Annotated in this window: 17 protein-coding genes and 1 pseudogene; 6 read left to right on the forward strand and 12 right to left on the reverse strand. The window is 60.5% G+C overall.

Annotation, left to right across the window (positions count from 1 at the left end; genetic code table 11):
• The first annotated feature begins 4 nt into the window (after positions 1 to 4).
• A complete protein-coding gene (locus IVB07_RS40615) occupies positions 5 to 637 on the forward strand; it encodes a hotdog domain-containing protein (RefSeq protein ID WP_345946686.1) in 633 nt (210 codons plus the stop codon).
• 12 nt (positions 638 to 649) lie between these two features.
• On the opposite strand, the gene IVB07_RS06750 is transcribed toward IVB07_RS40615, so the two are convergent.
• From IVB07_RS06750 to IVB07_RS06800, 11 genes are all read right to left on the reverse strand, one after another.
• Positions 650 to 1,777, reverse strand: coding sequence for an FAD-dependent monooxygenase (locus IVB07_RS06750; protein WP_157642893.1), 1,128 nt, complete (start codon positions 1,775 to 1,777; stop codon positions 650 to 652).
• Positions 1,778 to 1,794: 17 nt separating this feature from the next.
• Positions 1,795 to 3,765 (reverse strand): LodA/GoxA family CTQ-dependent oxidase, encoded by a 1,971-nt coding sequence (locus tag IVB07_RS06755; protein WP_247767526.1) that lies wholly within the window; start codon positions 3,763 to 3,765, stop codon positions 1,795 to 1,797.
• 25 nt (positions 3,766 to 3,790) lie between these two features.
• On the reverse strand, positions 3,791 to 4,447 hold the full coding sequence (locus tag IVB07_RS06760; protein ID WP_157642894.1) for a hypothetical protein: 657 nt from the start codon (positions 4,445 to 4,447) through the stop codon (positions 3,791 to 3,793).
• A gap of 27 nt (positions 4,448 to 4,474) precedes the next feature.
• The gene (locus IVB07_RS06765; RefSeq protein WP_247361054.1) at positions 4,475 to 6,733 is read right to left on the reverse strand and encodes an MBL fold metallo-hydrolase; all 2,259 of its coding nucleotides are present in this window, start codon (positions 6,731 to 6,733) and stop codon (positions 4,475 to 4,477) included.
• 7 nt (positions 6,734 to 6,740) lie between these two features.
• Positions 6,741 to 7,856, reverse strand: coding sequence for a hypothetical protein (locus IVB07_RS06770; protein WP_247361056.1), 1,116 nt, complete (start codon positions 7,854 to 7,856; stop codon positions 6,741 to 6,743).
• A gap of 39 nt (positions 7,857 to 7,895) precedes the next feature.
• Entirely contained in the window at positions 7,896 to 9,362 is a 1,467-nt protein-coding gene (locus IVB07_RS06775; RefSeq protein ID WP_247455917.1) for a hypothetical protein, read from the reverse strand.
• 716 nt (positions 9,363 to 10,078) lie between these two features.
• Positions 10,079 to 11,167 (reverse strand): hypothetical protein, encoded by a 1,089-nt coding sequence (locus IVB07_RS06780; RefSeq protein ID WP_039798710.1) that lies wholly within the window; start codon positions 11,165 to 11,167, stop codon positions 10,079 to 10,081.
• A gap of 229 nt (positions 11,168 to 11,396) precedes the next feature.
• Positions 11,397 to 11,879: a hypothetical protein gene (locus tag IVB07_RS06785; protein WP_157642895.1), complete on the reverse strand. Its 483-nt coding sequence runs from the start codon at positions 11,877 to 11,879 to the stop codon at positions 11,397 to 11,399.
• Between the two features lie 29 nt (positions 11,880 to 11,908).
• The gene (locus IVB07_RS06790) at positions 11,909 to 14,149 is read right to left on the reverse strand and encodes a multicopper oxidase domain-containing protein (protein ID WP_247367500.1); all 2,241 of its coding nucleotides are present in this window, start codon (positions 14,147 to 14,149) and stop codon (positions 11,909 to 11,911) included.
• A 310-nt stretch (positions 14,150 to 14,459) separates the two neighbouring features.
• Positions 14,460 to 15,311: a hypothetical protein gene (locus tag IVB07_RS06795; RefSeq protein ID WP_247455918.1), complete on the reverse strand. Its 852-nt coding sequence runs from the start codon at positions 15,309 to 15,311 to the stop codon at positions 14,460 to 14,462.
• Positions 15,312 to 17,003: 1,692 nt separating this feature from the next.
• Positions 17,004 to 17,204: a hypothetical protein gene (locus IVB07_RS06800; RefSeq protein ID WP_039798712.1), complete on the reverse strand. Its 201-nt coding sequence runs from the start codon at positions 17,202 to 17,204 to the stop codon at positions 17,004 to 17,006.
• 427 nt (positions 17,205 to 17,631) lie between these two features.
• Here IVB07_RS06800 and IVB07_RS06805 point away from each other — a divergent pair, with 427 nt between their 5' ends.
• The 5 genes and pseudogenes from IVB07_RS06805 to IVB07_RS06825 all read left to right on the forward strand — a co-directional run bounded on the left by IVB07_RS06805 (position 17,632) and on the right by IVB07_RS06825 (position 22,115).
• Positions 17,632 to 18,117 carry a hypothetical protein gene (locus tag IVB07_RS06805; protein ID WP_247361062.1) on the forward strand — a complete coding sequence of 162 codons (486 nt, stop codon included), beginning with the start codon at positions 17,632 to 17,634 and terminating at the stop codon, positions 18,115 to 18,117.
• A 49-nt stretch (positions 18,118 to 18,166) separates the two neighbouring features.
• Entirely contained in the window at positions 18,167 to 20,170 is a 2,004-nt protein-coding gene (locus tag IVB07_RS06810; RefSeq protein WP_247367505.1) for a caspase family protein, read from the forward strand.
• A gap of 506 nt (positions 20,171 to 20,676) precedes the next feature.
• A pseudogene (locus tag IVB07_RS06815) lies at positions 20,677 to 21,068 on the forward strand (YbgC/FadM family acyl-CoA thioesterase).
• A 43-nt stretch (positions 21,069 to 21,111) separates the two neighbouring features.
• On the forward strand, positions 21,112 to 21,570 hold the full coding sequence (locus IVB07_RS06820) for a YbgC/FadM family acyl-CoA thioesterase (protein WP_247367512.1): 459 nt from the start codon (positions 21,112 to 21,114) through the stop codon (positions 21,568 to 21,570).
• 77 nt (positions 21,571 to 21,647) lie between these two features.
• Positions 21,648 to 22,115 carry a nuclear transport factor 2 family protein gene (locus IVB07_RS06825; RefSeq protein WP_018453738.1) on the forward strand — a complete coding sequence of 156 codons (468 nt, stop codon included), beginning with the start codon at positions 21,648 to 21,650 and terminating at the stop codon, positions 22,113 to 22,115.
• 207 nt (positions 22,116 to 22,322) lie between these two features.
• Here IVB07_RS06825 and IVB07_RS06830 read toward each other — a convergent pair whose 3' ends face one another.
• The gene (locus tag IVB07_RS06830) at positions 22,323 to 23,036 is read right to left on the reverse strand and encodes a type 1 glutamine amidotransferase (protein WP_018453739.1); all 714 of its coding nucleotides are present in this window, start codon (positions 23,034 to 23,036) and stop codon (positions 22,323 to 22,325) included.
• Positions 23,037 to 23,049: the final 13 nt, after the last annotated feature.

Raw genomic sequence — 23,049 nt, forward strand, 5'->3', positions numbered from 1 at the left:
TGAAATCAAGTCATTAAGCTTCTGTTGCGACCTAGTCAAACCAGTGTTCGGCCAAATTGTGTATCACTCGAACTTTTTGCGCTTCATGGAACGCAGCAGGACGAATTACTTGCGCCTGCTCGGAACCAGTCAGCACGCGCTGCTCCAAGAAGCGCAGAACGATGCGCCGGGCTTTACCTTTGTCGTCCGGTTGATGACAATCGATTTTCTAAAGCCGGCGGTCTTGGACGACGAGCTTGACGTCGTTACTCTCCCGCAAGAGGTGAGAGGCGCGTCAATTACCTTATTGCAGGAATGCAGGCGCGCAGAGGATATCTTGGTCACGGCGCGTAGCGCGGAGGCGCGCGCCATGCCGTTCCGGTCTCCACAATCGCCTCGACCGGAATCGAACCCTGCTCTGACTCGAAATCACGGCCGAGATCGACCTATCGTAATGTCGCGAGGTCAAAGGAGGGTCTTGTCATGCGTATCGGCGAACGATCCGCACCTAGTAAGGACGCCCGATTGCTTGCTTTTGAGCGTGCCGGCTTATTCAGCCTCGTGGCACATCCGAACCCATGGCGTGGGCCCAACTCGCAATAGCTCTGTCCCGTTCAGTCGGCCGAGCAATAAGTCGGTGGATGAGGCGGGCGAATGATTTCGGGCGACGTCACATTCTTAACCGCGTCCTTGCCGCGAGCGGAAGGTGCGCTTGCCAAAAAGGTGTTGGCCAGCGGTGTGCGGCTGCTTGGTAAATCGAAAAAAGCTGCCGCACAGAATGGTGCCATGTTTCAGCAGTCCGTACGGCGAAGGCCTCCATAGCGACGCAATCGCCGAGGAGTTGGCGGCCGATTGCCTCTGCACCGTCCACCGCCGATGCTAACGCGTTCGCAAGGCCTTGAGATGCGATCGGATCGAAGCTTGCGGCGGCGTCGCCGATTGCCAGCCAACCCTCACCGGCAGGATGATCGAGCAGCGACGGCGAGGCGTCGACGCTCTTCACATGGCCGCTACGAACCAGTTCCCTTGTCCAGCGAGGAAGCGAGTTTGTGTCGTCAAGCGCAGCGAGAAGGGCTGACCGCGCGGCGTCGCTTCGGGCGCTGGCGGGATCACCGGTGAACAGGGCGCAGGTAAGCGTCCGCCCCGGGCCGCACACCGCGTACCACCATCCGACCCCAGTGGCTTCGACGGTCAGTGACGCCGGTTCGCTCTGCCTTTCTGTGTCGGGCGCGGACTGGACGTGAACGGCGAGGAGGCGAAAGAGACTCTTGCGTTTCGCACCGAGCCGGCGAGCTAATGTCGACGTAGGCCCGCTTGCATCGACCACGAACGCCGCACGCAGGGAAGCTAGACCATTCCTCGAACGGCTCTGCACAGACCAATAGCGATTGCGGCGGCTTAGACCGCGAACGTGATGGCCGGGAAACACATGGGCGCCGGCCCTCATGGCTCGGCTCACGAGCAATTGTTCGAGGGCGCCGCGGTCGATCACCCAAGCGCGCCCGCCCGGGTGACCGAGAAAATGCTCGCGGTTCGGCCGAGCCATCGACCATGCGCGATCGATGCATGCGAGGGGACATGCCAGATTGCCATTCGCTTCGATAAGGTCGAGGAGACCGAGATGAGACAGAATAGGAATGGCGTTCGGCGTCAGTACCTCGCCGGGCTTGCCCTTAGGCTGCAGTTCTTTCTCCAGGAGTGCGACGAGCAGACCCCGCTCCGCCAGAGCCGCGGCGGCGACTGCTCCCGCCGGGCCCGCGCCGACCACGAGAACGTCCCAGACGCGGTCGTCGTCCACGCCGTTCACACCTCACCCTAACGGAACTGATGGCGCGGCGGCGTGATCGGTTCGGGCGGCGCTTCGAGGCCCGCTTGGGACGGAGTCGGCTCCGGTGTCCGCTCCCGCAGCGACTCGATCCGGGCAATCAAGGCAATTTTTTCGTCGGTGCCGGCATTCGCGCAATCGCGGCCAGTCTCCACGTGGACTGTTTCGGGGAAGCCAACGTCGCGCAGCGCCTGCGGCGTTTGGCGTGGTTCGACCAGCCCGAGCGTTGCCCACAGCTGAACCATCTTGTCAATGCGCTCGTAATAGGTGCGGCCGCGCACGTCGCGCAGCCAGTCCTCCCGCAGCAACGCGTGCTTGAGACGTTGCAGCTTTGGGTCATCAAACGGATCGGTGATGTTAGCGCTTGCTCGCTCGAAAGCGGCGGAGCTCAGCACTTGGTCGGGCACGCGCGCGCCCCAGAAGCTCGGGAATGACAAATAAGTGCTTGGGGAGTAATCGGCGCTGGAGTTGCACGATGCTTCGTCCGTCTGCCAGGGCAGGCCGAGCCAGCGCGTGAGCGCACCGGGGCCCGCGGCTGTGATCGGGCCTGCGGGTCCGAGGCATGTGTCCCGCGTCAGTTGTGAACCGAAATCCTGGCGCACAGCTTCGCCCTCGGGCAAAAGGTTCAATCTGTACAGCAGGCGACCGTCGCGTTGGGCCGCGTGATGCAACGCCCACAGCTCAGGCCGCCGCATCGGCCATGTAAGCTCGATGCCTGGGTGGAACGGTCCGCCGAGGCACTCGGTCAGGCCCGCGCGCATCAGCTGAGATACTTGCGCATCGGCGGAGAGGGCCGCGAAGTCCGGTAGCGACGGTGGTCCGTGCCAATCGGACACGAACGTGCCCGCGGCCCACCGATCGAGGTGTGCGAACATCGTAGGCGTGACCGACAGAAAGGTCAGATCGACGTCGCGGGCCTCACCAAAAAGGTCCCCGTATATGTAGGGTATCTGCCGTTGCGAGCCGGGGCCGGGAGATATCGGGCGGAACAAGGCAAATACCTGTTGGCGCCATGACTTGTTCTCGGGACTGGCGTCGGCCAAGCGTGAGATCACCGAGACGGCCCGCGCATCGAGCGGCGACCCCACGCCGTGCGCGACAAGGAATCCGTGATTGATCCACTGCAGCGCGGTTAGACGGTCGAAGATCGGCCAAATGTCGTGCGAGAAACTTGTCGTCGTCGGTCGGGCGAGCCAGCCGGCTGCCATGAACGCCTCCCGGACGGTGTCGTCCATCGTCACGAGACCGTTAAGGCCGGGCGCGAAATTGGGCGGCGTGACGACCACATAACCGGGATCAGCTTCGAATTCCGTGGTGCCCACGGTTATTCGCGCGCGCACCGGCCCGTCGCATGTGTCGTCATACCAACGATCGTTGTTGGCGAAGGTGACGGGGCGCATACTGGTGTAGAACGGCGCCGACTTGCCAAAACCGCCCAAGAAAATGAGCCGCCCGGCGTCGTCAGTTCGTAGCTCGCCAAGCGTGACGAAGAAATTGAGAATCTGCCCATCGTCGAAACGGAATTCGGGCCCGGACAGGTTCAGACCGCTGATCTGCCGCGCTGCCGGGCGAATGTCGAGCTCAAGCCGCCGAGTATAGTCCACGTTGCGCCGCGTCGCTGGAACCACGAACTGCGCCGGCAGGTCCATGGCCTGGTTGAACTGGTACCAGCCGGCTTTGAGATTGGCGACTTCAACGCGCCAGGAGATCTTCACGTCCGGGCCCTGGACGAGTTCGATAGTCTCGCCTGACTTCAGCCGCGCATAGACGTGGAAGCGCACCCCTTGGCGTTTGATCTCGCCGGCCGCAGTCTGAAATCCGCCGCGCGCATCGGGCGTTCCGCCGATCACCTCGGGCGCCAGCGTGTAGTCGTCCTGCCCATGCGCGTTGCCCAGGCGAGCAATGCCGATCGGCGGATAAACGCCTATCCAGGCAATCTCGGATGCACTCACGCCCGCCATGTCGTCCCCCCCTGTACGCTGCCGCCTATTCCTTGAATCGAAGGTCCATCTCGTCTTCAGCGATGATGCTGTCGTCAAAACCGGTCGAGCGCAGTACACGAACGGTGGCACGCTCCGCAGCAGGAAACTGGTTGCGGTCAAGCACGACCTTCGGGCTCTTCTGGCCAACGGCGATCGTTTGCCATATTTTCTCGCCGTCAGGCCGCACCTGGATCGTGTAACTGACGCCCGGTTCATCGGGGGCGGCCATGGACATCGATCGCTTTTCGGGATGTCCAGGCGGCCCCGCGCCCATTTCCAATCCTTGAGACCGGGCTGTCACGGTGGGTTCGGGAGAGCCTGCCTCGAACGTGTTCACGACCTTGCCATCATGCAGCAGCACGAGACGGGCCATGCCCGCCGCATACGATACGTTCTGGTCGATCAGCCCGGTCTTCGATGCATGGTCGTCGCTGGGAAGGAGAATGGTTGGCCGCACGCGGCTCAGCTCCTTCCCATCCGCCGCTTCCACGACGAGTTCGAACCCGGTGCCTTGCGGCGGCTGGTTAGCGGGTGGAGCCGCGCCTGCCGTTGCTGATTGGCTTGCCGCCGCGGTGGCCGGATTGACATAAAGGAATTCACCCGTACCTGATCCGATGTCGACTGATCCGACGATGTGAATAACTTTGTTCTCGTATGACATCATTCTCCTCCTGATCGTCCGCCGGTATCACGCGTTCGGCGGAGCGAGCGCCATATCCTCATGGACCAAGTGATCGTGAATGGCCTCATAAGTATACGCCGAGAGCCACTGGCTGTCGGCATAGGTCATCACATCGTGATGGATGTTACCCGGCAGAGCCCGCATCTGCAGGCCAAGGGCGGGGTCACCGAAATCGAAGCCCACGAATTCCTGCGCTGGTGAGCTAATCAAGCCACCGGCATAGGGAAAGGTCGTTTCGAGGTTGTCTCGGGGCTGGCCCGTCCCCTGAACAGGATCAAAGGTCGGGAACCCCGGGTGCCGGCGCTGGAACGTGTGGCCAAGCTCGTGCGCGCCGTACCAGTCCGCAAAACTCGCGTCGCTGTCGCCGGTCCAGCCGTTAGGCACGCCGCAGGGGCCGCATGCCACCGCGCCGAAGATGGTGGTCGCCTCATCGTAAAGGGCGCTGCCGCGCATGAAGCTATTGCCCGCCTCATTGTCCACCAGGCCATAATAATGGGTCCGTGGATCCATTCCGGATGAAATCTCTCGCGTGCGCAGGGCCGATAGTTGGGCGTTGACCAGGATCGACTGATTGCCCCCGAATGGCGGCCTGAGGCGGTCGCCATCGATGACAATCTGCGACCATGCGAGCGCGGCAACCGGGTAGGCCCGTGTCAGATAGGACCGAAGGTAATCGAAATGGATTGCGCCGGGCGTGATCGTCGCCGTCGGGGCGTTCGTGCTGCGATAGCGAAGCCCGATCGCCCGGATGCGCAACACCGGCGCTGTGACGAAATTGGCGGTCATCGCCGGTTGCGCCGCGAGTGGCAGCTTCTCTCCTCCCGGCACATTGAGGTGGTCGAGACGGAGTTCGATCGATCCGGCGCCGAGCGCGTCGGCCGGAAGAACAAAATTCAGGCTTTCGGCGACATCGAAGCGTTGTCCCATGAGATCGGGCGTGCGCGCCGGATCTAGCTTCACGCGGTTCATCGCCGCGAGATAGAAAGCGCCGCCGTTGGCGCGTCGCCACGTAATCTCGCCAGTCACCAGTGTCGAGGCAGCGACCGTGGCGGGGTCAAGATAGACGCGCACGATTGTGGGTTTGCCGGCAATGAGCCGCACACGATTGTCGAGTGCCTGGATGACCTGCACGATCTCGACGCCGCGCACGCCGACATTGGCCGCTGAGCCTATCCCCGCTGCAGCCGAAGCCGCTGCCGCCATTCGCGCCCGGCGCGGCCTCCTGATGGTTGGCTGTTCGTAGGGCGAGGACCCCACCGAATCATATTTAGGCGCCGCCCTGCCGCTGGAGCTCGGCGCCTCCGCCGCTGACTTTCCTGGCCGTCGCGCACGTGGTTTTATGGTCAAGGCGCCCTCCCTTCTCTTCTGCACCAGCCACGCTTGGAGTTGCGCATGGCTACCGTGCGATGTTCCCTCAACTTTGGCAGCGCGCTCGATGATGAAATGGTCACGCGTAATACGTTGCGCTAAATTGCCAATCGTTTCACAGGCCTGATGCCATTCGGCGAATATTTCGGCACTGAGCGGCAGCGGATGCTCGTTGGGCTGAAACGTCGTCCCGAGCGGATAAAGCTCGCCGTGCGTCCTTGTCATCTCGATATGGTTTCCGAGCACGAGTGAAACCGGGTGCTCGGATGCGAACACCGCAAGGCGCGCCGCGCTGCGTCGATAAGCTGCCCAGTCGGCAACAGTCAGCAGGCCATGGTAGAGCGTGTCCCCGGTCAGCAGAGCCTGCATGCGAGGGTCATAGACGGCGATGTGATCGGAAACGTGGCCTGGAAGGGGCAACACGACCAGCGCGCGGCTGCCGAGATCGAGCGTGGCTTGCCCGTCCGGCCAGGCGGGGAGATTGAACGCGTGCTGAACCGCGCCTACGCCGCGGCCGATAATTCTCGTCTGGGGCCGCCCGGCAAACTGCCTGTCCCAGAAGACATGATCGCCGTGGCCATGTGTGTGCGCTATAATAAGCTCGCTGATGGCGCGACCTTCTTCGGCACGCCGTGACAGCAGCGTATCGACGGCCTCGCGGATCGGCAGGATTTTCCGTGGATCGCCGTCGTCGGGACTGGCCCCCGTATCGAACAGCACGGCCTTCTCGCTGCCCATAAGCAGGTACATGAACGGTGCTTCGAAACTGAAGCACTTGCTCTGCCGGAGCACATGGGTGTCGTCATCGACCGACACCACTTGCAGCGGCGGGTCGGTGCTCGCCGCGCAATCAGCGGAGCCGTGGATCCAACTGACCTCGTCAAGACGGAGCGGCATGGCTTGCCTAGAGCCGTCCGCGCGTGTCGCCGGCCGAAAGCACCGCGCTCACCGAAAGCGGCCCGCCAGGACCGCCGGCGGCACCCGCTCCGTCGCCGACGCAGCCGCGAACCGGCTGCGCCGTACTCTGGCCGATGCGCGTTGCGAGCGCCCGGATCGTCATTTGAATCCGGTCTGCGATCTGGCCACCGAACTGGATCGCTCTTCCGTCGATTAGTACATCGCCCAGCACGTAACCGCGGTCGCTCGGCACTTCGATGACGGCTCGGACCGGACGTTCTGGAGTTCCGCGCGTATACTTCCAGAAGGAGGCAGGATCGCTGCCGTCGGGGGTTTCCCATTCCTGCGTGTCCAGGCCGCCGAAATAGATGCCGACAGGGTTGGCGACAGTAACGTCTGCCTTGCTACGCGCATGAAAGTTCACGCGCGCGCCGATGAATGGGTCGCTGTGTCGCTGTTCGGCGCCGTATCGGCCACACCGGATCAATTCCAGGGTATCGACCATCGGCGAACCATCGGCGCGCAGCCGCGAAACCGTTGCCGCGCCCGCGATCTCGATCTCGGCGCCCAGTGTGTTGTTTCTCTGCACGAGGTGCATGGCCCCGTTGGAGGTCGAATTGTTGAAGCGGTTGCGCAAGATGTAGGCCCCCGATGGGGTGAAGAGGTCTGCCTGTGTTGCCGAGGCGTCGACATGTTGCTTGTAGAGTGCGAGCGTTTGGGTCGGATCGGTTGCGGCGAGAAAGCGCCAGTACTCCGGCCCTTCGCAGGTAAACGTGACCCGCGTCATCTTGTTCGTGCCGGATTGCCGGGTCACGCTCCACTCGCAGTACTCGTCCTGAACGTCGCGTGAGGCATCGGCAGAGCGCCAGCGCTCCATGTCCGAGCCGCTGCTGATCTGCACAATGCGGGGAAACGCTGTCCATTTCACATCTTCGAACGCCGGGTTGGGTCCCGCCTCGACTTTGGCGGCATTGAAGAACTGCGCCCGGGGCGAGTCGAACGGATCGCCGCTACCCTCTTGAGCGGAGTTCATCGCGTCGGAGATGAACTGATGCCAGGCATCGCGTTGGGCCGGTCCGAAATCGTCGAGAAAACCCGGTGGGTCAAACCGTTGAAACGCCATATTCACCTCCCTGATGACTGCGCGACAGGACCGGAAATCTCATCGTTCGACCACCTCGGCATCCCTGGTTACTGCCAGGGGCGGCGCGTTCTCGTCGATATTGCTGAACGGCAGCGTCAGGCCGAATTCAGCTATCCTGCGCTTGCGGAAAGCGCGCCTGCGCCAATCGGCGACACGCATGAAATCGAGAACGCCTTGCGACGTCGCGAGACGCGCGCGCACTTTGGCAACGAACGCGTCAAGCTCGGCGGCGGCCCGTGTGCGCATCGCTCCCTCGTCGAGCGTCAGGTAGTCAGCTGCGATGCGTTCCGGTGCCTCTGGAGGTAGGCCGGTCGCGGCATCGTTGATGTTCCTGCGCGTTTCGGCCTCGATCTGGCCTGCTGGCGTTGTCCCCGCGGGGACGTACTGCAGCAGACTTTCACGCGTGGCCGAGTCAGTCGGATTCCAGGCGTCCACCATCAGGAGCCCAAGCGCAAAGCCGGGAGAAAGGATGCCTCGTCGCGTGAGCTCGCCCACGACTACGCAGTCCTCGAATGCCCGCTCCGAAACAGGCCAGGCAAAGAAAGCATCGCCGGCCTGCTGGAAGCCCGCATCCGAGTGCTTCAGCACGAGCCCGAGTGCGGCGACGGCGCTCTCGTAGTCCGGTCGTCGCACCTGAAACGCTTGGCCGAGTCCGGAGATATCGAGCGCGAGCTGGTTGACGATGCTCTCCACGTCGAAGAAGAAAGTGGCCGGCAGTCCGAACTCCGGCTTGCTCCCGCGGCTTCGCTCCTCGCTTGAGACGATATTGACGGATGTGGCCGCGAGCAGGTGGCGCAACAGCTCCCTGGGCGCCGCGACACCGCCTGGCGCGCCGAGCAGGCGATCAAGGCGCGCGCGGGTCCAGCGTTGAACGGCCGGGCGGACCACCCGCCGCTCCAGGATGTCCGCGCTCTCGCGGGCAGCGAAAAGCGGATCGGTCCTCACCGGGTGATCGGGCGGAAAGGACTCGAGTGGGATCTCCTGCGCCGTGCTGTTCCAGTGCAGCCAGGGCAAGCGCAGTTCTTTCATGACCAGCGTGCCATTCACGTGGCTATCGAATGGCCCTTTGCCCCGCGCTGCATCATCGAACGCTTGCCAGGAGGAGCCTTCCCACAACCATGCGTCTCCTGCGCGCTCGTAGAAATGAAACACCTTGTTGCGACTGTCCCAGCCCGCGACCTGCAGAAAAGCGGTCGGATCGGTCGCGGGCGGTCGCGTGCTGACCAGAACCGTTGGTCCACTGGCGGGGCGGCCGCGGGTGACGACGTAGCGGACACTCCTCGGCAGCCGCGCGCTTGCACTGTTGAATGGAATCTGGCCGGCTTCCGCGACGACGAAGACCATTTGCTCAGGCAGGCCTTCGGGGGCGCCATTCGTCTCGTTCAGGACGGCGAGAAGTTCGGCAGCCGTCCCTGGGAAGCGTCCGCGCGCCAGTACGAGCTCGAAGAAGGGGTCGCCCAGGGACGCGCGTTCGCCGTCTGTCATGGGTCGGCCTCCATTGGGATCTATACCGACCACTCTCGCGCGAAGGCTGGATGGAGATGAGCCCACGGAGTCGGAGGGACGATCGAGTCCCGCCGCTGCATACGATAAAGGATGGGTGCGTGTAGGATTAAGCGGATCTTGGCCGAGACTCATGGTGAGCCTCCCTTCCGACGCCTCTGGTGCTTGCCCTCCCAACCATCAGCGTCCCCAATCTCAGTAAGTATTCTTGTCACAATCTAATATGGTATCTACTATCTGATGATGCCTCGGGTTGTGCAACAATTTTCTTGCTGATTGCCACGCGCGGAATGTCGCAGAACCGCTTGCGATGCGGCAGCGCGAACAATTGCGGATCTCGCTCTCGCCACATTGCGATTCTTTGCGCGGCCAAGAGATCGAAATCGCTGCTGATGCGCGGTGGCTGCCTTTCGAAAGGTCAGCCGCTAGACCGAGCCCGCATCCCGGCGCGAAAGCCGAACGAAATCGTGGAAGTCGCAATTGGAAACGGGACACACGACGCTTGGATGCACCGCGCCGTCGGCGTCGAAAAGCGAATTATTTCCGACAGCGGATGGGAGTGTATATAACTAATTGAATAACGCCGAAAATCGGCCTTACGAGATTGCTATTTTTCAGAAGTTTACATTTTTCGACACGCCCAAGCGCGTCGAGAAACGTCGCATCGTCATTTCGCGGGGTGACAATGCCATCTGGTCCTAAACATGCGGGGCTTGAATTGGACCTTCTGGTCCTGCTACGGCATTCGAATATTGAAATTGAATGGGCACCGTTCGAGTGCCAATGGTGAGATTCACCTCCTTCATCACGCGGCTCAGATTCGCACCAGCTTCGGTTATCGGGAAGTCGCCGCACTCTTCACCCTGCGCGGACGTCCATCCGAGAAACTTGACCGCATTGGGGCTGCTGCCGGCCCGAATGGCATCCTCCACGTCGGGGTCCGTCCGAGCCTCGTTCAGCTCGTGATAAAGCGTCGCAACGATGTTTTTCCATGGCTGATCGAACGCGACGATCCCGTTATCGGATCCGCTCGGCCGCGTTTCGGAGAAGACGCCGATAGCGTAGTAGATCGTGACCTTGCTGGTCGGATGGATTGAGCCATGATAGCCGCCCAACCCTCGCAGCGAGCTCGCTTCATCCTCGACGGGAATAGCAGCAGCGGCGGCGGCATTGCCGACGCTGATTGCAGCCGTCGGATCCTCATCGGTCGTCAAGATCGTTCCGCTCGGCAGCAGGAAATTGAAGACGGTCGAGCCGAAATCGAAACCCTGCAGCGCGCCCTGCTGGAAAAGGCTGTTGACCAGCTGTTCGACGTCGCCTTGCGAGAACTGGGATGGTCTTGCGCCAGGCAGTATGTGCGAGGGCTCGAACGTTGTGGTGATCGGCTTGTTCTTGAAATACTGCATCATGACGTTGTTCAAGTTGGTGTCCGCCATCGCGGCTGCCAAAGCATCGTCGATATTCTTGATGTCGCTTGCCGCCCATGACGATGCGCCACCGATATAGAAATTGGTATAGACGAGGTCCTGGATGATATTTCCACCGTGATTGATCAGATTGTGCGCGGGAGTTGGCGCGAATTTCGACGCGGTCGCTGCTACAATGGCGGCCATCGGCGCGGCCATCCCCCGGTAATACTTTTCAGCCGGCGAACCCGGGGAGGTAACAACGTTCATCGGACGAAATTTGACCGCTCTCTTGGTGGTTGATTTCTTGGCCTTGCCCGATTTCGCTTTCGTAACTGACTTCTTCTTTGTAACCGACTTCTTCGTCTTTGCCTTGGCCATGAGACTTTCCCCTCCTTGAGCAACCCGACATCCGGGCCATCAATATCGTTGCGCGCGTTCGCCGCCACGACGCACGAAATGCGAGAACGTCGATGGCAGCTCAATTCGTGAGCCCACCGGGAAGATCGCAGCCGCGATGGGACTTTCCCTCATTCTCCCCGTCGCTCCGCACGAGCATGCGAAGTGCTTCGGGGCGAGCGACAAGGGGCGCGTGCGAGCGCTGGCGATCTTACGGCGCGAGCTTGAGCACTCCCGGCATGAGGCCCTTGTGGATCACACAAAAGAAGTCGACCGGATCCTTGAACTTGTCCGTGACTTCCAGCCGAAGGCTTCCAGTGAACCCGACGCCGAACTTACTGGTGGTCCCGTTGCAATCGAGTTCGCGGAGCGCGGCGTTGGGTTTGGCCGTCGTGTCGTCGCAGGCAAGCACGGGACTCTTGTCCTCGGCCGGAGACCCGCCATCGGTTCGCTTGATGGTGACAAATCCGTGATGGACGGGGCCGCTGGGGATCTGAACCTCGACGATGTCGCCGACCTTCAGATCATCGACGGCGAGAGGTGTGGAAGCCGTCGATTTCTTGTCCTTGTAGGTCCAAGCGAGCCCCTGGACACCGATCACATGGGTGTCGGCCGCAGATGCAGCACCCGCAAATGCCAGAGTTGCACCGACAATGATGCTCGCCGTCGGAAGCGGCATTGACAACGTCCTCATTGGTCTCCTCCTCACTTGGCGTTTTGACGCTATTGCGCTGCCAGCCCGGGACCCCAGACCTCGATAGGAGCCATCAACCCTTTGTCCTCGTGCTTGAGGATATGGCAATGGAAAACGAATCGTCCGAGCTGCTGGCTTGTATCGAAGCTCATCACCACAAACACCGACTGCCCCGGAGGCAGCGGAATCGTATCGTGCCAGCGTCGCGTCGCGCCGGGATCCAGGTCGCTGTTTTGTTGATCGTCATAGAGATCATAGTTTGGCGTATTCGCCGGGCATGCGCCCTGGCCGCAAGTGCGCGCCGAAGCGGGAGGCTTTATGAAATAGCTGTTGAGTTCATTGCCTGTCGCCAAACGAAATTTCATCTGGTGAATGTGGAAATTATGCAGAGTGCCGGTTGCATTGGTCAGAACCCAAAGCTGTTTGTGGCTGCCCGCATGAGCTTTCTTGTCGATGAAGACACACACATGCTTCTTCGTCCAATCGACCAGCTCATCGCTTCCGACATATTCCTCGAATGGGATGCCCCCTCCGTTGAGCCCGACCGTGTTTTTGTCGGGATCTTCATCCGGTGGCGGGTTGTGCATCGGTTCGTCCTGCGGGTCCGGTCCCGTCGGGCGTATAATCTGGGTGAAAACGCTCCAATCCGTCATTTTCCCGTTGCTCGTCGTGACGCCATCCAGAAACATGACACGGCGATATTCGCGAAATGCCGGGGCCAGATCGCGAATGCATCCCGGGGGTAGCTCCGTCGTCTCAATCGCCAATGCGGCACTCGGAGTTTGGGGTGGACCGGGAGTGGCGACGGCAGCATTCAATGCGATCCGCACGTTGCTGGTCGTCGCATTTGGCTCCAGCACGATACGGGCCAGCTGGATCTCCGGCCATTCGTCCGTCCCCGCTTCGACCGTGTGCTGCTTGGTCTTGAGAATATAGACCCGCTGGCGCTCGTGCTTGTCGTCGTTGCGCACGTAAATCTCCGCACGCGTGGCCGGCATCATCAGCACATCGTCATAGTCGACGGCCTGCACCGGTTTCTGTGCCTGCCCGGGCGCAATCGGTATCGCCGGGACGACTCCATCGAGGCTGAGGATCGTCATCCGCAGAGGCTTCGTGTCCGTCGCGTCCTCGTTCCGCAGCTCCAGCCAGTACGGGATGTTGGCGCTGAGATTGCCCAGCCGGAGGAGGAGATTCTTGCCGCCCTCCACAGTGATTGTCGGGTATCGCTGCCCGTTCACAGTAAAAAGCAGTGCCTTCTTCTGCTCGCGCTGACAGAAGCCGGTTCGCAGCTTCGGATCGAGGTCCGGTCCGGAACCGTCCGGCTTCCACACCCCGCATGGCTTGCCTGGGGTAAAATCCCGCGCGGCCGGATCGGGATCCCACGTCGCGGCATCGCCGTTCGCCTCGCCGGGGAGCTTGGCGATGTTCATCACCGGCATGTCGCGGAGCAGCGCATAGCGCACCATGGTGATGCGCTTCAAGTCGCTTGTGTCCTTCGCGATGTCGTTGGAGCACTTCTCCTTGTCGTTCGGATCCGGCAGACAGCCCGCCTTGACGTTGGCCGTTGCTTCGCCGACCGAAAGCAGTCCCGACATTCCACCCATCACCTGATCCGACGAGGTGCCGTGCAGATGCGAGTGATACCAATTCAGCCCAAGAGGGTGCGGGATGAGTCCCGTGCTTTCGAGAACGCGTGCGTCGATCATGTCATTGCCGGGGATCGGCGTCTTTCCCGGGATCGGCACCTTGTAATCGAAACGCAGGCCGGACTTGAGATGGACATAGACGTTGTCACCCGTGCCAAGCTCCGCGGGCGCGGGTCGCGCGTTGTTCGGCGATACGATTCCGCCATGAAAATAATGAAGGTTCGTCGAACCGTCATTATGGTCGTGCATGCTGCCGTTGGCGCTGGGGGTGAGCGCGTTGATCAGGTGCGCCGAAACGGTATCGCCCGGCATCGCTTCAACGATTGGGGTCAGATAGTTGTAATTGTAGTTTCCGGAGGTGACCTTGTAGCCACCCATGACGATCTCGGCGCTGGCTGCCCTCAGAGTGATCTTCACCTCGTTTTGGCCAATGCCGAGCGGCGTAATGGAGCAGATGCCGGCGAGATCAGGCTGTCCTGCCGTTGCTTCAGAGCAGATTGGCGGCTGAACGAGCTCTGCTGCGATTGCCGGCTGAAGCAGGAAACCCAGGGCGACCCCGGTCACCCATGCAGCCTGGCCAAACCGGATCGGAAGCCGCGCTTCCCACGGATTTAAGCGTTGCATCACCTGACTACCCAAATGACGGTGCGCACATGACGCCGCGCACGAAAGCGCGGACCAAATTCAATCGATTCAAAAAATAGTTCGAACTAAATAAAAAGACGTGAGCCACCTCACGTTGCCGTTGATACTACATGCGCCTTTCTGATGTAGTCAATCCATTCCACGCAGCCAGCGACGAAGACCCCAGATGCGGCCATTGATTGAAATGGCTGGTCTGAGGACATTTCCGGCTCCGCGAGGGCGGCCGGTAACATAGGGACGATCAAACAGCCATTCGGAGGCAGCCGCGCCGGCTGATCCGCAGACTGTTTCAGCTCCTTCTGCGGGCGGTCGCCGGAGCTTCCAGTCCGGCCGTGACGATGCCGTTCCGCCAAAGCCAACCCAGAACAGCCAGGGCCTTCTCCATGCGGTTTGCCAGATTGCGATCAGTTCGGAGCGCGGTGGACAATGTCGACATCGATGCGAGGACCGCATGAAGCGGTACGCCGTCCACGAAGGCGACGGCTTCCTGCAAATTCGGATGGAACAGGAAGGTGGTGCGGACAACTTGGGCGCCGATCAGGCTGGGTGACTGCACGAGCTCGGCTGCTGCACTCAGGGCCAGTATCTGGTCCGGCGGCGGCAATGGTGTTGCTGGCAGGGCGTTTTCGACACGCGGCGGCATGGGCGTCGCCCGAACACGCCAAAACTCAGTCGCGTGGACATGGTACGCCTCGGCGTATCGGTCCGATGACCAGCTGCGATGTGTCGCGGCTTGCGCGGATCGGCGCGCCTTCCAGTATTCGCTTGCGGCGTCCTTGTCGGACGACGGCGCGAGCATGGTGTTGACGACCGGGCCCGCGCGGAGCGCAGATTGAATTGCGGCTTGGACGCCGCTAGACGACAGCGGATCGAGGGCTGTGTCGGCATCGCCAATCCGCGACACGCCCGGCTCGTCATTGTCTGTTTGATAGGGCGCGGCGTCGCAAACCCGCGGCTCGCCTTCAAGATCGAGGCCGGGTCCGAGCACGCCGGCTTCTTCTAATAGGCGCAAATAACGGTCGCCCAGCGAGCCCGCCATTTCCTGGAGGGGGTGCGCTGCCGCGAACGCGATGGCAAGGCGTCGACGACTTGCAATTGGCGCTGCCCAGCTCCAGGACGACGCGGCGGCGCCGATGCGCACGCTGGCCTGCGTGTTGCCGCTCCACGTGCCGCGTAGCGCCAGAGTGCGGGGACCCATTCAGGTTCGCCGCTACCGAGCGCGCGAAGTTCTGCCGCGCGCATCGATGATATAACGGTCCCGTATTGGCGGCCCGACGGTTCGGTGACATCGGCTTGCCATCCAGCCCCATCGCGTGCCAGTCGATCTATCCCGGCGGGTTGGAGAACCCGAACGCCGCAATCTGCTCCCGCACTGAGCAGGTCCGCGTCAAACCGACCTCTGTCCGCGATCAACGTGGGGACCGGTGCCGGCTGGAAACCTGACGATCCCCAACGCAATTGCACAGTGGGCCGGATCGTCCAAGATGTGCCGGATGCCCAGGAAGCCGAGTTGGTGGATGACACCGGGACTGAGGCAGACGCCGACATGTTCGCGCGGGAAGCTTCAACAGCGGACGCACGCGCTCGATGATGCGCTCGAAGCTGCCTCGGCCTCCCTTGGAGGGACGAAGGCGATCATGGACATCGGCCGGCCCATCGAGGCCGACCGTGACGGCAAAGCCATAGGCGTCGAATCGCGAGGGACAGCGCGCGCACGGCCCGGTGGTTCGTCGCCGATCCGGGGCGCCTCGGGCGCGAGCCCGGACACGCGCAGCAACTCCGACATTTGCTCATCGTCGGTCGCGGAGACGTCGCAAGACGTCCGCGAAGCTCCTTCCAGCCCTCTTGCATGTCCATGCGCGCGATCGTTCATACGCGTATCTCGCGAGCGAGCAGTAGTCTCTGTTCTCAATCTCCTGCGTCGTCCACGTGGTTGGGGTTGTGGCAGCGATCAGCGAAAGAAAGTTGAGAGTTGCAGTCGAACCCGTGCCGGCCTCATTCCAAGGATCAAGCACGAACACATTCTGTTTAGCGGCGAAAGCCCGATGGAAGAAGGGTCCGGCTGCTTGAGCAATTTCGCCCTCCGGGTCGACAACGACGTCGGCTTGATCATCAAGCCCGCTACCGAAAAGAAACGGCGCAATCGCGTTGGTAAATTTGCCGCCGCCGACGTCACCTACAATGGGCTGACTAAGATCAGCGTTGTATCGGGAAGGGCTCAAAGTCGTTCTTGCTCTCCCACCCGAACCCGACAAACATTCCCGACGATGACAGCAGCTCGGAATCGTCTGCCTCGTCGCGGGTCGCCCATCGGGCTGTCCCATGAACTGACATGCTGAATTCCCCAACCCGCCCAAGGGCGGCCCCACGCAATTGGCATTTAGATTGGCACCGTCATATTCTCACCGCCATAGAAACATCCGCCGGTTGCATAGCGCATTTTTTCATGAGACAGTTGGGTCCGGGTAGCTGAGTATCCTGGAGCCGCCCAATGGCGATCTCCAGCCTCAATCACAGCTTTTTTGGCCGGAGCACCCATGCTGCCGGCTCCGCCAGCTTTTTGCCCGCTACGCCACCGGTCAAGACCGTTGCATGGAAATCATCAGCCGCCGGATGCCTAACGACCGGTCCGGCCTTATGAGGGGGGCTGGATCAGGAAGAGCAGGCCGAGCGCAAGAATGCCTGCGTTATCGACAAGGTGGTGGTGGCCCTTCCCTTAGAGCTGACCCACGATGAAGATGAAAACGTCAGCATTGTATATGCCTTCTGCCACCGAAGGACGGGCCTCCTGGGCGGCCGCCATCCACGCTGGGCCAAAAGACCTCGATAATCCTCACGCCCACATCATTTTCAGGGATCGTGACCGAGAACCGGCAAACGGGTTGTGATGACGACCGAGCGTGGCAGTGCCGAGCGCTTCCAAGAGGGATGAGAGCAGGAAGCCAATATCGTCCTTCAGAGGGCCGGATATGACATAAGGATGGACCGGCGCAGCCTGGCAGATCAAGGCATCGACCGCGAGGCCCAATTGCATGTAGGCCCCGCACGGAGCACTACCGCGAACGATACCAGGAAGCTTATTCCGCGAGCCAGTTGCACGGCCTCGCACGGGTTTTGGCCATGAAAGCGGAGGGCGCCGCGCCGCGACGGATTCGACACGCTCGGAAGCGGCGGATTAAACTTCTTGGCAAGATCTCAGAGTCCCTCGAAAGGCTGTTCGACGGACCTGCAGGACAAAAACGACAGGACGAAGGACGAGAGATGGCAGATGACAGGAAAACAATACCATTCGGCCGGTAGAACAACAGCAGCGCCAGGCAGAGGCCGAGCAAGCGGAATCGCACAAGGCCGAGATGGAGGCCTATTTGGAGCAGCGCTCGTGCGAGCGCGGTGTTGATCGAGTAAGATCGCGATAACTGGCACGCGACACTTTATTGGAGTTAGTTCCTGCGGAGCACGTCATGGTTTATTTGCTGCTTTTTGTGATTTCTGCCGCTCTGACGATTTTTCTGACGTTTCGATCGGAGCTTCCTTTCGTCGGAAAGCTAGGAGTGAACATCGCCATTGCAACTTTTGCATTCTATTGCCTACTTTTTGCGAAAGGCGTCTTCTTCAACCCATTCAATACCGGCGACCCGACCATTCCGTTCGGCGACAAGCTGTCTGACTTCTCACCTTTGCACCTGCTGGCGGCTATCTTTGGTGCGCTCCTTGGCATCGTCGGCAGCGTGTATTTCAAGCTCGGTACCCTTCGTGCTCCTTTGGCTGCATTTGTCCGCCCCGCGTGCTGCGCACCCATGACTCTCATACCGGTCATCAAGCTCGCAGAGTCGGCCAATGACACATCGCTGCTTGGGGTTGCGACTCTTTTCTTGCTGGCCTACCAGACCGGCTTTTTTTGGGAAACGTTGCTTCGCACAACGACGCGAACCAAAGCTAGCAGGTAGTATGCGTCCCCCTCGTTTTCTCACCGCGAGGCTATGGCGACTGCTCGTCATGGCCGCAGCATTGTACTGCGAAAGCGCTCTCGCCTGTCCGCAGGTGCCAGCCGATGCCAGATTCACGGTGGTAAGGTGCGATGATCAACCCGCACCAACTCCTTGGTCCCAGCTTCTCAGGATACTCTTTGGCCTCGACGCCCGCGCAACGCGTCCCCTTAGAGTAGCCGTGGTAGCTGGCATAGACCGCTATCCGCAGATGGCCAAAGAGCCCACGCTTCCACCCGCAGGAAAGGATATAGAGAATCTTATCGATCTCTTCGCGAATTTTCTGGCCTACGATGTAGTCATCGTTTCCAAGAATGAGGCTGTGGAGCCCACTCAATTTGTTCGGCTCTTTTCAGAGTACCTACCATCGATCCTTCAAAATCGTTTTGGTTCACAAGTTGTGTTTGCATACAGCGGACATGGAGGATTCTGGGCCAACGAGTCGTATATTCTTACACAACGTGCCGAACGCTTGATTATTGACAGTCAGAAGAGCGCAGACGACGCTATTTCCATGACCGATTTGCGATCGATGTTGAGGCCAACGATTATTGCGTCACACCAATTCCTTGCCCTGCTGAACTCGTGCGAAGGCGGAGCGTTTCTGCGGGATAGGTTGCGGTTCGGGCAACCGTCTTTCAAGGACGAAGCCGCCGTCGCAGCCACAGCTGGCCGCGAGCAAGACATCGTGTACGCGGGACCTAAGGGGATGGGGAGCGTGTTCTTCGAGACCATCATCTCCATTTTGCGAACGAACAAGCCGCCGGTCTGGATGTCAGCGAGCGGGCAAAATCAGCCACCCCAAGGAAATCCACCAGATCAGCCTGCGGCGACGCCAGATGGGATGATCACGCTGACCGACCTGATGTCCCAAGTACGAGGTTTGGTAAACCGCTATGAAAACTACCGCGTTCTTCCCCAATGGGGCCCGATCCTGGATAGCAGGCGAGAAAGCGACTTCGTCTTTTTTGTCGATGCGCCGAAAGTCAAGGAAGCACTAAAGCGAACACACTTCAAAAGCGCGCGCGCTGTGTTTGGCGTGAACGAAGTGCCGACGCCCCCTGCGTGGCCTCTCACCAATCTGTTCTCGATTGAAGAGGCCCAATCTCTCGCAAAAGAAGGCGATTACGAAGTCCTTGGTATGAAGGCCGGCAGGCGTTCCCAGATTTGCTTTATCGAATCGACGGGCGTTGCATACGGAAATTCATTGTTGGAAAAGAACCAGTTCCGCATGTGGCAGATGCGATTGTTCGGCACAGGGAAGCAGACAAAACTTCGCTACATTCCGTTTCAGGATGCGCTTCCAAACACCGCAGCCGGCTTCTGGTACCTGGTCGATGCGGATGCCCTATCAACACTCCGTCCAGCAACAGGTATCGAATTCGTCGTAGATCGCGCAACTAATGACAATTCGATGAGGGTGAAGATCGATAAGCCCACAGAACGAATTCAAGAAGGGATTGGCATAGAGCTCAAGTATAGAAATGGGAATCTGTTTGACGAAATCTCGAATGGTCGATGGATTTCGGTTACGGGGTTTGAGCGAAGCCAGCCCCTCCCGTTAACGCCCACCTTGGTGGAAATGAATCCGAAAACACTTGCCTTCTTGAACAGTCGAATATCCGGATCGATCGCTATAGCCAAGATCCTCGGTGTACAAGAGGACTTCGTCAAGCGTACGGCCGCAATGAAGGATCTGGTCAGGTACGATACCGAGCCAAGCTCCCAAAACGTGTCCGACATTGCCAAACGGGGAGAGTTCAAACAAGATAACCCGTTCACGAGTCGCCACGAAAACGCGGGGTACCAAGCCCTGCCATACGATCAACAGTTGCTCATCCAACGCTTGTCAGAAAAAGATTGGTTGGCAATTCTGTCTGCATATGACGTGGAACGGGAAATCTTCGGTGAGCAAATTAGCCTTTTTGGATTCACACGCGCATTTGACAAACTCCGTGAGGCATGTGCGCCGAACAATCCTTCTCATTTTCCGCCTCTGCCAAAACGTACATAACGCGACCTAGCAGCCCGAACCGGCGCGCCGCAACCATTGAGTAGTGGGACGGAGCTGCGCCATTCCATATGTACAGGCAGAACGCCCTGGAATCGACAAAGCATCCCTACCACATGCCCGCATGCGTCTTGGGGCTTTGTGCTCAGTCGGGCGATAGCGTACTTTATCTACGCCGCGAGCCGCGGTATCTGCCCTTCGGCCAACCGAAGGAATTGAGTGTTGCAAGCCCGGGATTTGGACTTCCCTGGGAACATTCGAAGCCGCAGTTGGATCGCAGACGTTGCGCTCTTGCCGCTCGGCAAGAGCGTTTGATTTTCAGTCCGGTTGGGTTGGCACGATGGCAGCCCGGCGCCGCTGTAGATCCCCAAAGTGCAGGCAGCATTCACACGGTAGGCGCTGAATTTTCAGATTGCAGGAGCCGAGCCCAAGAGCTTTGACGATTGCTCAGTAAATTGCCTGTATGCAAGACAATTGGTTCTCGGGACCACAATTGGGGGGATCGTACCGTGACAGCTTCTCTTGATGGCGAAATTCGCGGCGGTCACCATCATATGCAGGTCCGCGTCTATTTCGAAGATACGGACTCCGGCCAGATTGTTTATCACGCGAATTTCTTGCGCTTCATGGAACGCGGCAGAACAAATTACTTGCGTTTGCTCGGAACGAATCAGCGAGAGCTCCTCAAAGAAGCGCAGAACGATGCGCCAGGCTTTGCCTTTGTGGTCCGTTCGATGACCATCGATTTTCTAAAACCGGCAATCTTGGACGACCTGCTTGAGGTTGTCACAGTTCCAGAAGAGGTGAGGGGCGCATCGATTGCCTTGCTCCAGGAATGTAGGCGCGGAGACGATCTTTTAGTCACGGCCCGCGACGCGTGGCATTTATCTCGGGCGGATAAGCACAGCGCATCCCGAAGTCACTGCGGCTCGCCATGGAAGGGCATGGATAAATCTACGCTTGTTCACGCTATAGCCCTCCAACGCCCCAATGAAATCAAGGCGCTGTGTTGCGATGTTGGCAAGCCAGAGTTTTCCGGCATCGTCTATCACGCCAACTATCTGCGCTTCATGGAGCGCGGGCGGACCAATCATCTGCGGCTGATGGGCGCCGAGCAGCAGGCATTGTTCGAGCAGGCCGGGGCGGAAGAGGCAAGCTTCGCCTTCGTGGTGCGCTCGATGCATCTCGATTTCCTCAAGCCTGCCCGGATGGACGACGTGCTCGATGTCGTGACCTGGCCGGTCGCCGTGAAGGGCGCCTCCATCATGCTGGCGCAGGAGGTGCGGCGCGGCGAAGTCGTGCTGGTCAAAGCCGAGGTGCAGGTCGCCTTCATCAGCGGCGGACGTGCCCAGCCGATCCCGAAATCGATCCGCGCCTTGATGAAGGCTGATCTGATTTCGTGATCGGGCGATAGCGGACGGCCTCTCGACTCCTCCGCGCGCGGCGATAGATTGCACTCCCGCCAACCGATGAGGCCCTCATGTCGCGCCCGCCGCTCCCGCCCTTTACCCGTGAGACCGCAGCGCAAAAGGCCCGCATGGCCGAGGATGCCTGGAATTCGCGCGACCCGGTGCGCGTCTCGCTCGCCTATACCGAGGACAGCCGCTGGCGCAATCGCTCCGAGGTTTTTCAGGGGCGCGAGGCCATCGTCACGTTCCTCACCCGCAAATGGGAGAAGGAGCACGACTACCGCCTGATCAAGGACCTCTGGGCGTTTGACGAACACCGCATCGCGGTTCGCTTCCAGTACGAATGGCACGATGCGAGCGGCCAGTGGTATCGCTCCTACGGCAACGAGCAGTGGGAGTTCGACGAGCACGGCCTGATGCGGCGCCGCGAGGCCTCGATCAACGACATCGCGATTGCGGAGAAGGACCGGCGGTTTCACTGGCCGGCACCGGGGCCGAGGCCTGCGGATGTGGTGGGGCTGGGGACGGATCCGTTCTGAGGCCTATCAAGACGAGCTTGTCGCTTTCTTCCCTCTCCCCTTGTGGGAGAGGGTGGCTCGCCGCGAAGCGGCGAGACGGGTGAGGGGTCTCCCTCAGCGAGCACCTCTCGCGATTGAATCCGCGGATAGAGACCCCTCATCCGGCGCTTCGCGCCACCTTCTCCCACAAGGGGAGAAGGGAAGAGTCTGCGTGGCGAGAGCTGCGGACTACGTTGCCGTACGCTTCGCCAGAAACCTTGCAATCGCGCCACCAAGCTTGGCGTGATCCATCGGCTGCGCCAGTGATTCCCTCGCGGTGGCAACGACATCCTCCGGCGCCTTGCCGATGCGCAGCTCGCAGCACACTTGCGCAAACTCCACGTCGAACTCCGGATGCGGCTGCAGGGTGAGCGTCGCGCCGTTGGCGTAGAGCAGGCCGGCATGCGGGGTGAAATCGGAGGAGAGGATCGTCAGCGCATCGTTGGGCGGCTCCATCACCTGGTCCTGATGCGAGCAGGCGATGGCGACCGCTTCGCCGTCAACGACGCCGTTGTCCGGCAGCACCTGATAGACGTGCCGGCCGATGCCCCAGCCCTTCTCCGACTTGCGCACGGTGCCGCCGAGCGCCTGCGCGATCAACTGATGGCCGAAGCAGACGCCGACCATGGGTGTCCTGTTGGCGTAGGCCGTGCGCACGAAATCTTCCAGCGGCGCGATCCAGTCGAGCCCGTCATAGACGCCGGCGGCCGCGCCGGTGATCAGCACCGCCTCCAAATTGCGCGGATCGGGCAGCGCATCGCCGTTCGGGATGCTGACGATTTCGACCGTAGCTGTCGGATCCTCGGCGCGGACCATGCGCTCGAACATGTCCGGGAATGAACCGTGGCGCTCGCAATATTTTTGTGGGACCTGTCCGGTCTCGATGATGGTGATGCGTGCCATGTGCCCTCCGGTA

The sequence above is a fragment of the Bradyrhizobium sp. 172 genome (assembly GCF_023101065.1).
GTDB classification, from domain to species: domain Bacteria; phylum Pseudomonadota; class Alphaproteobacteria; order Rhizobiales; family Xanthobacteraceae; genus Bradyrhizobium; species Bradyrhizobium canariense_D.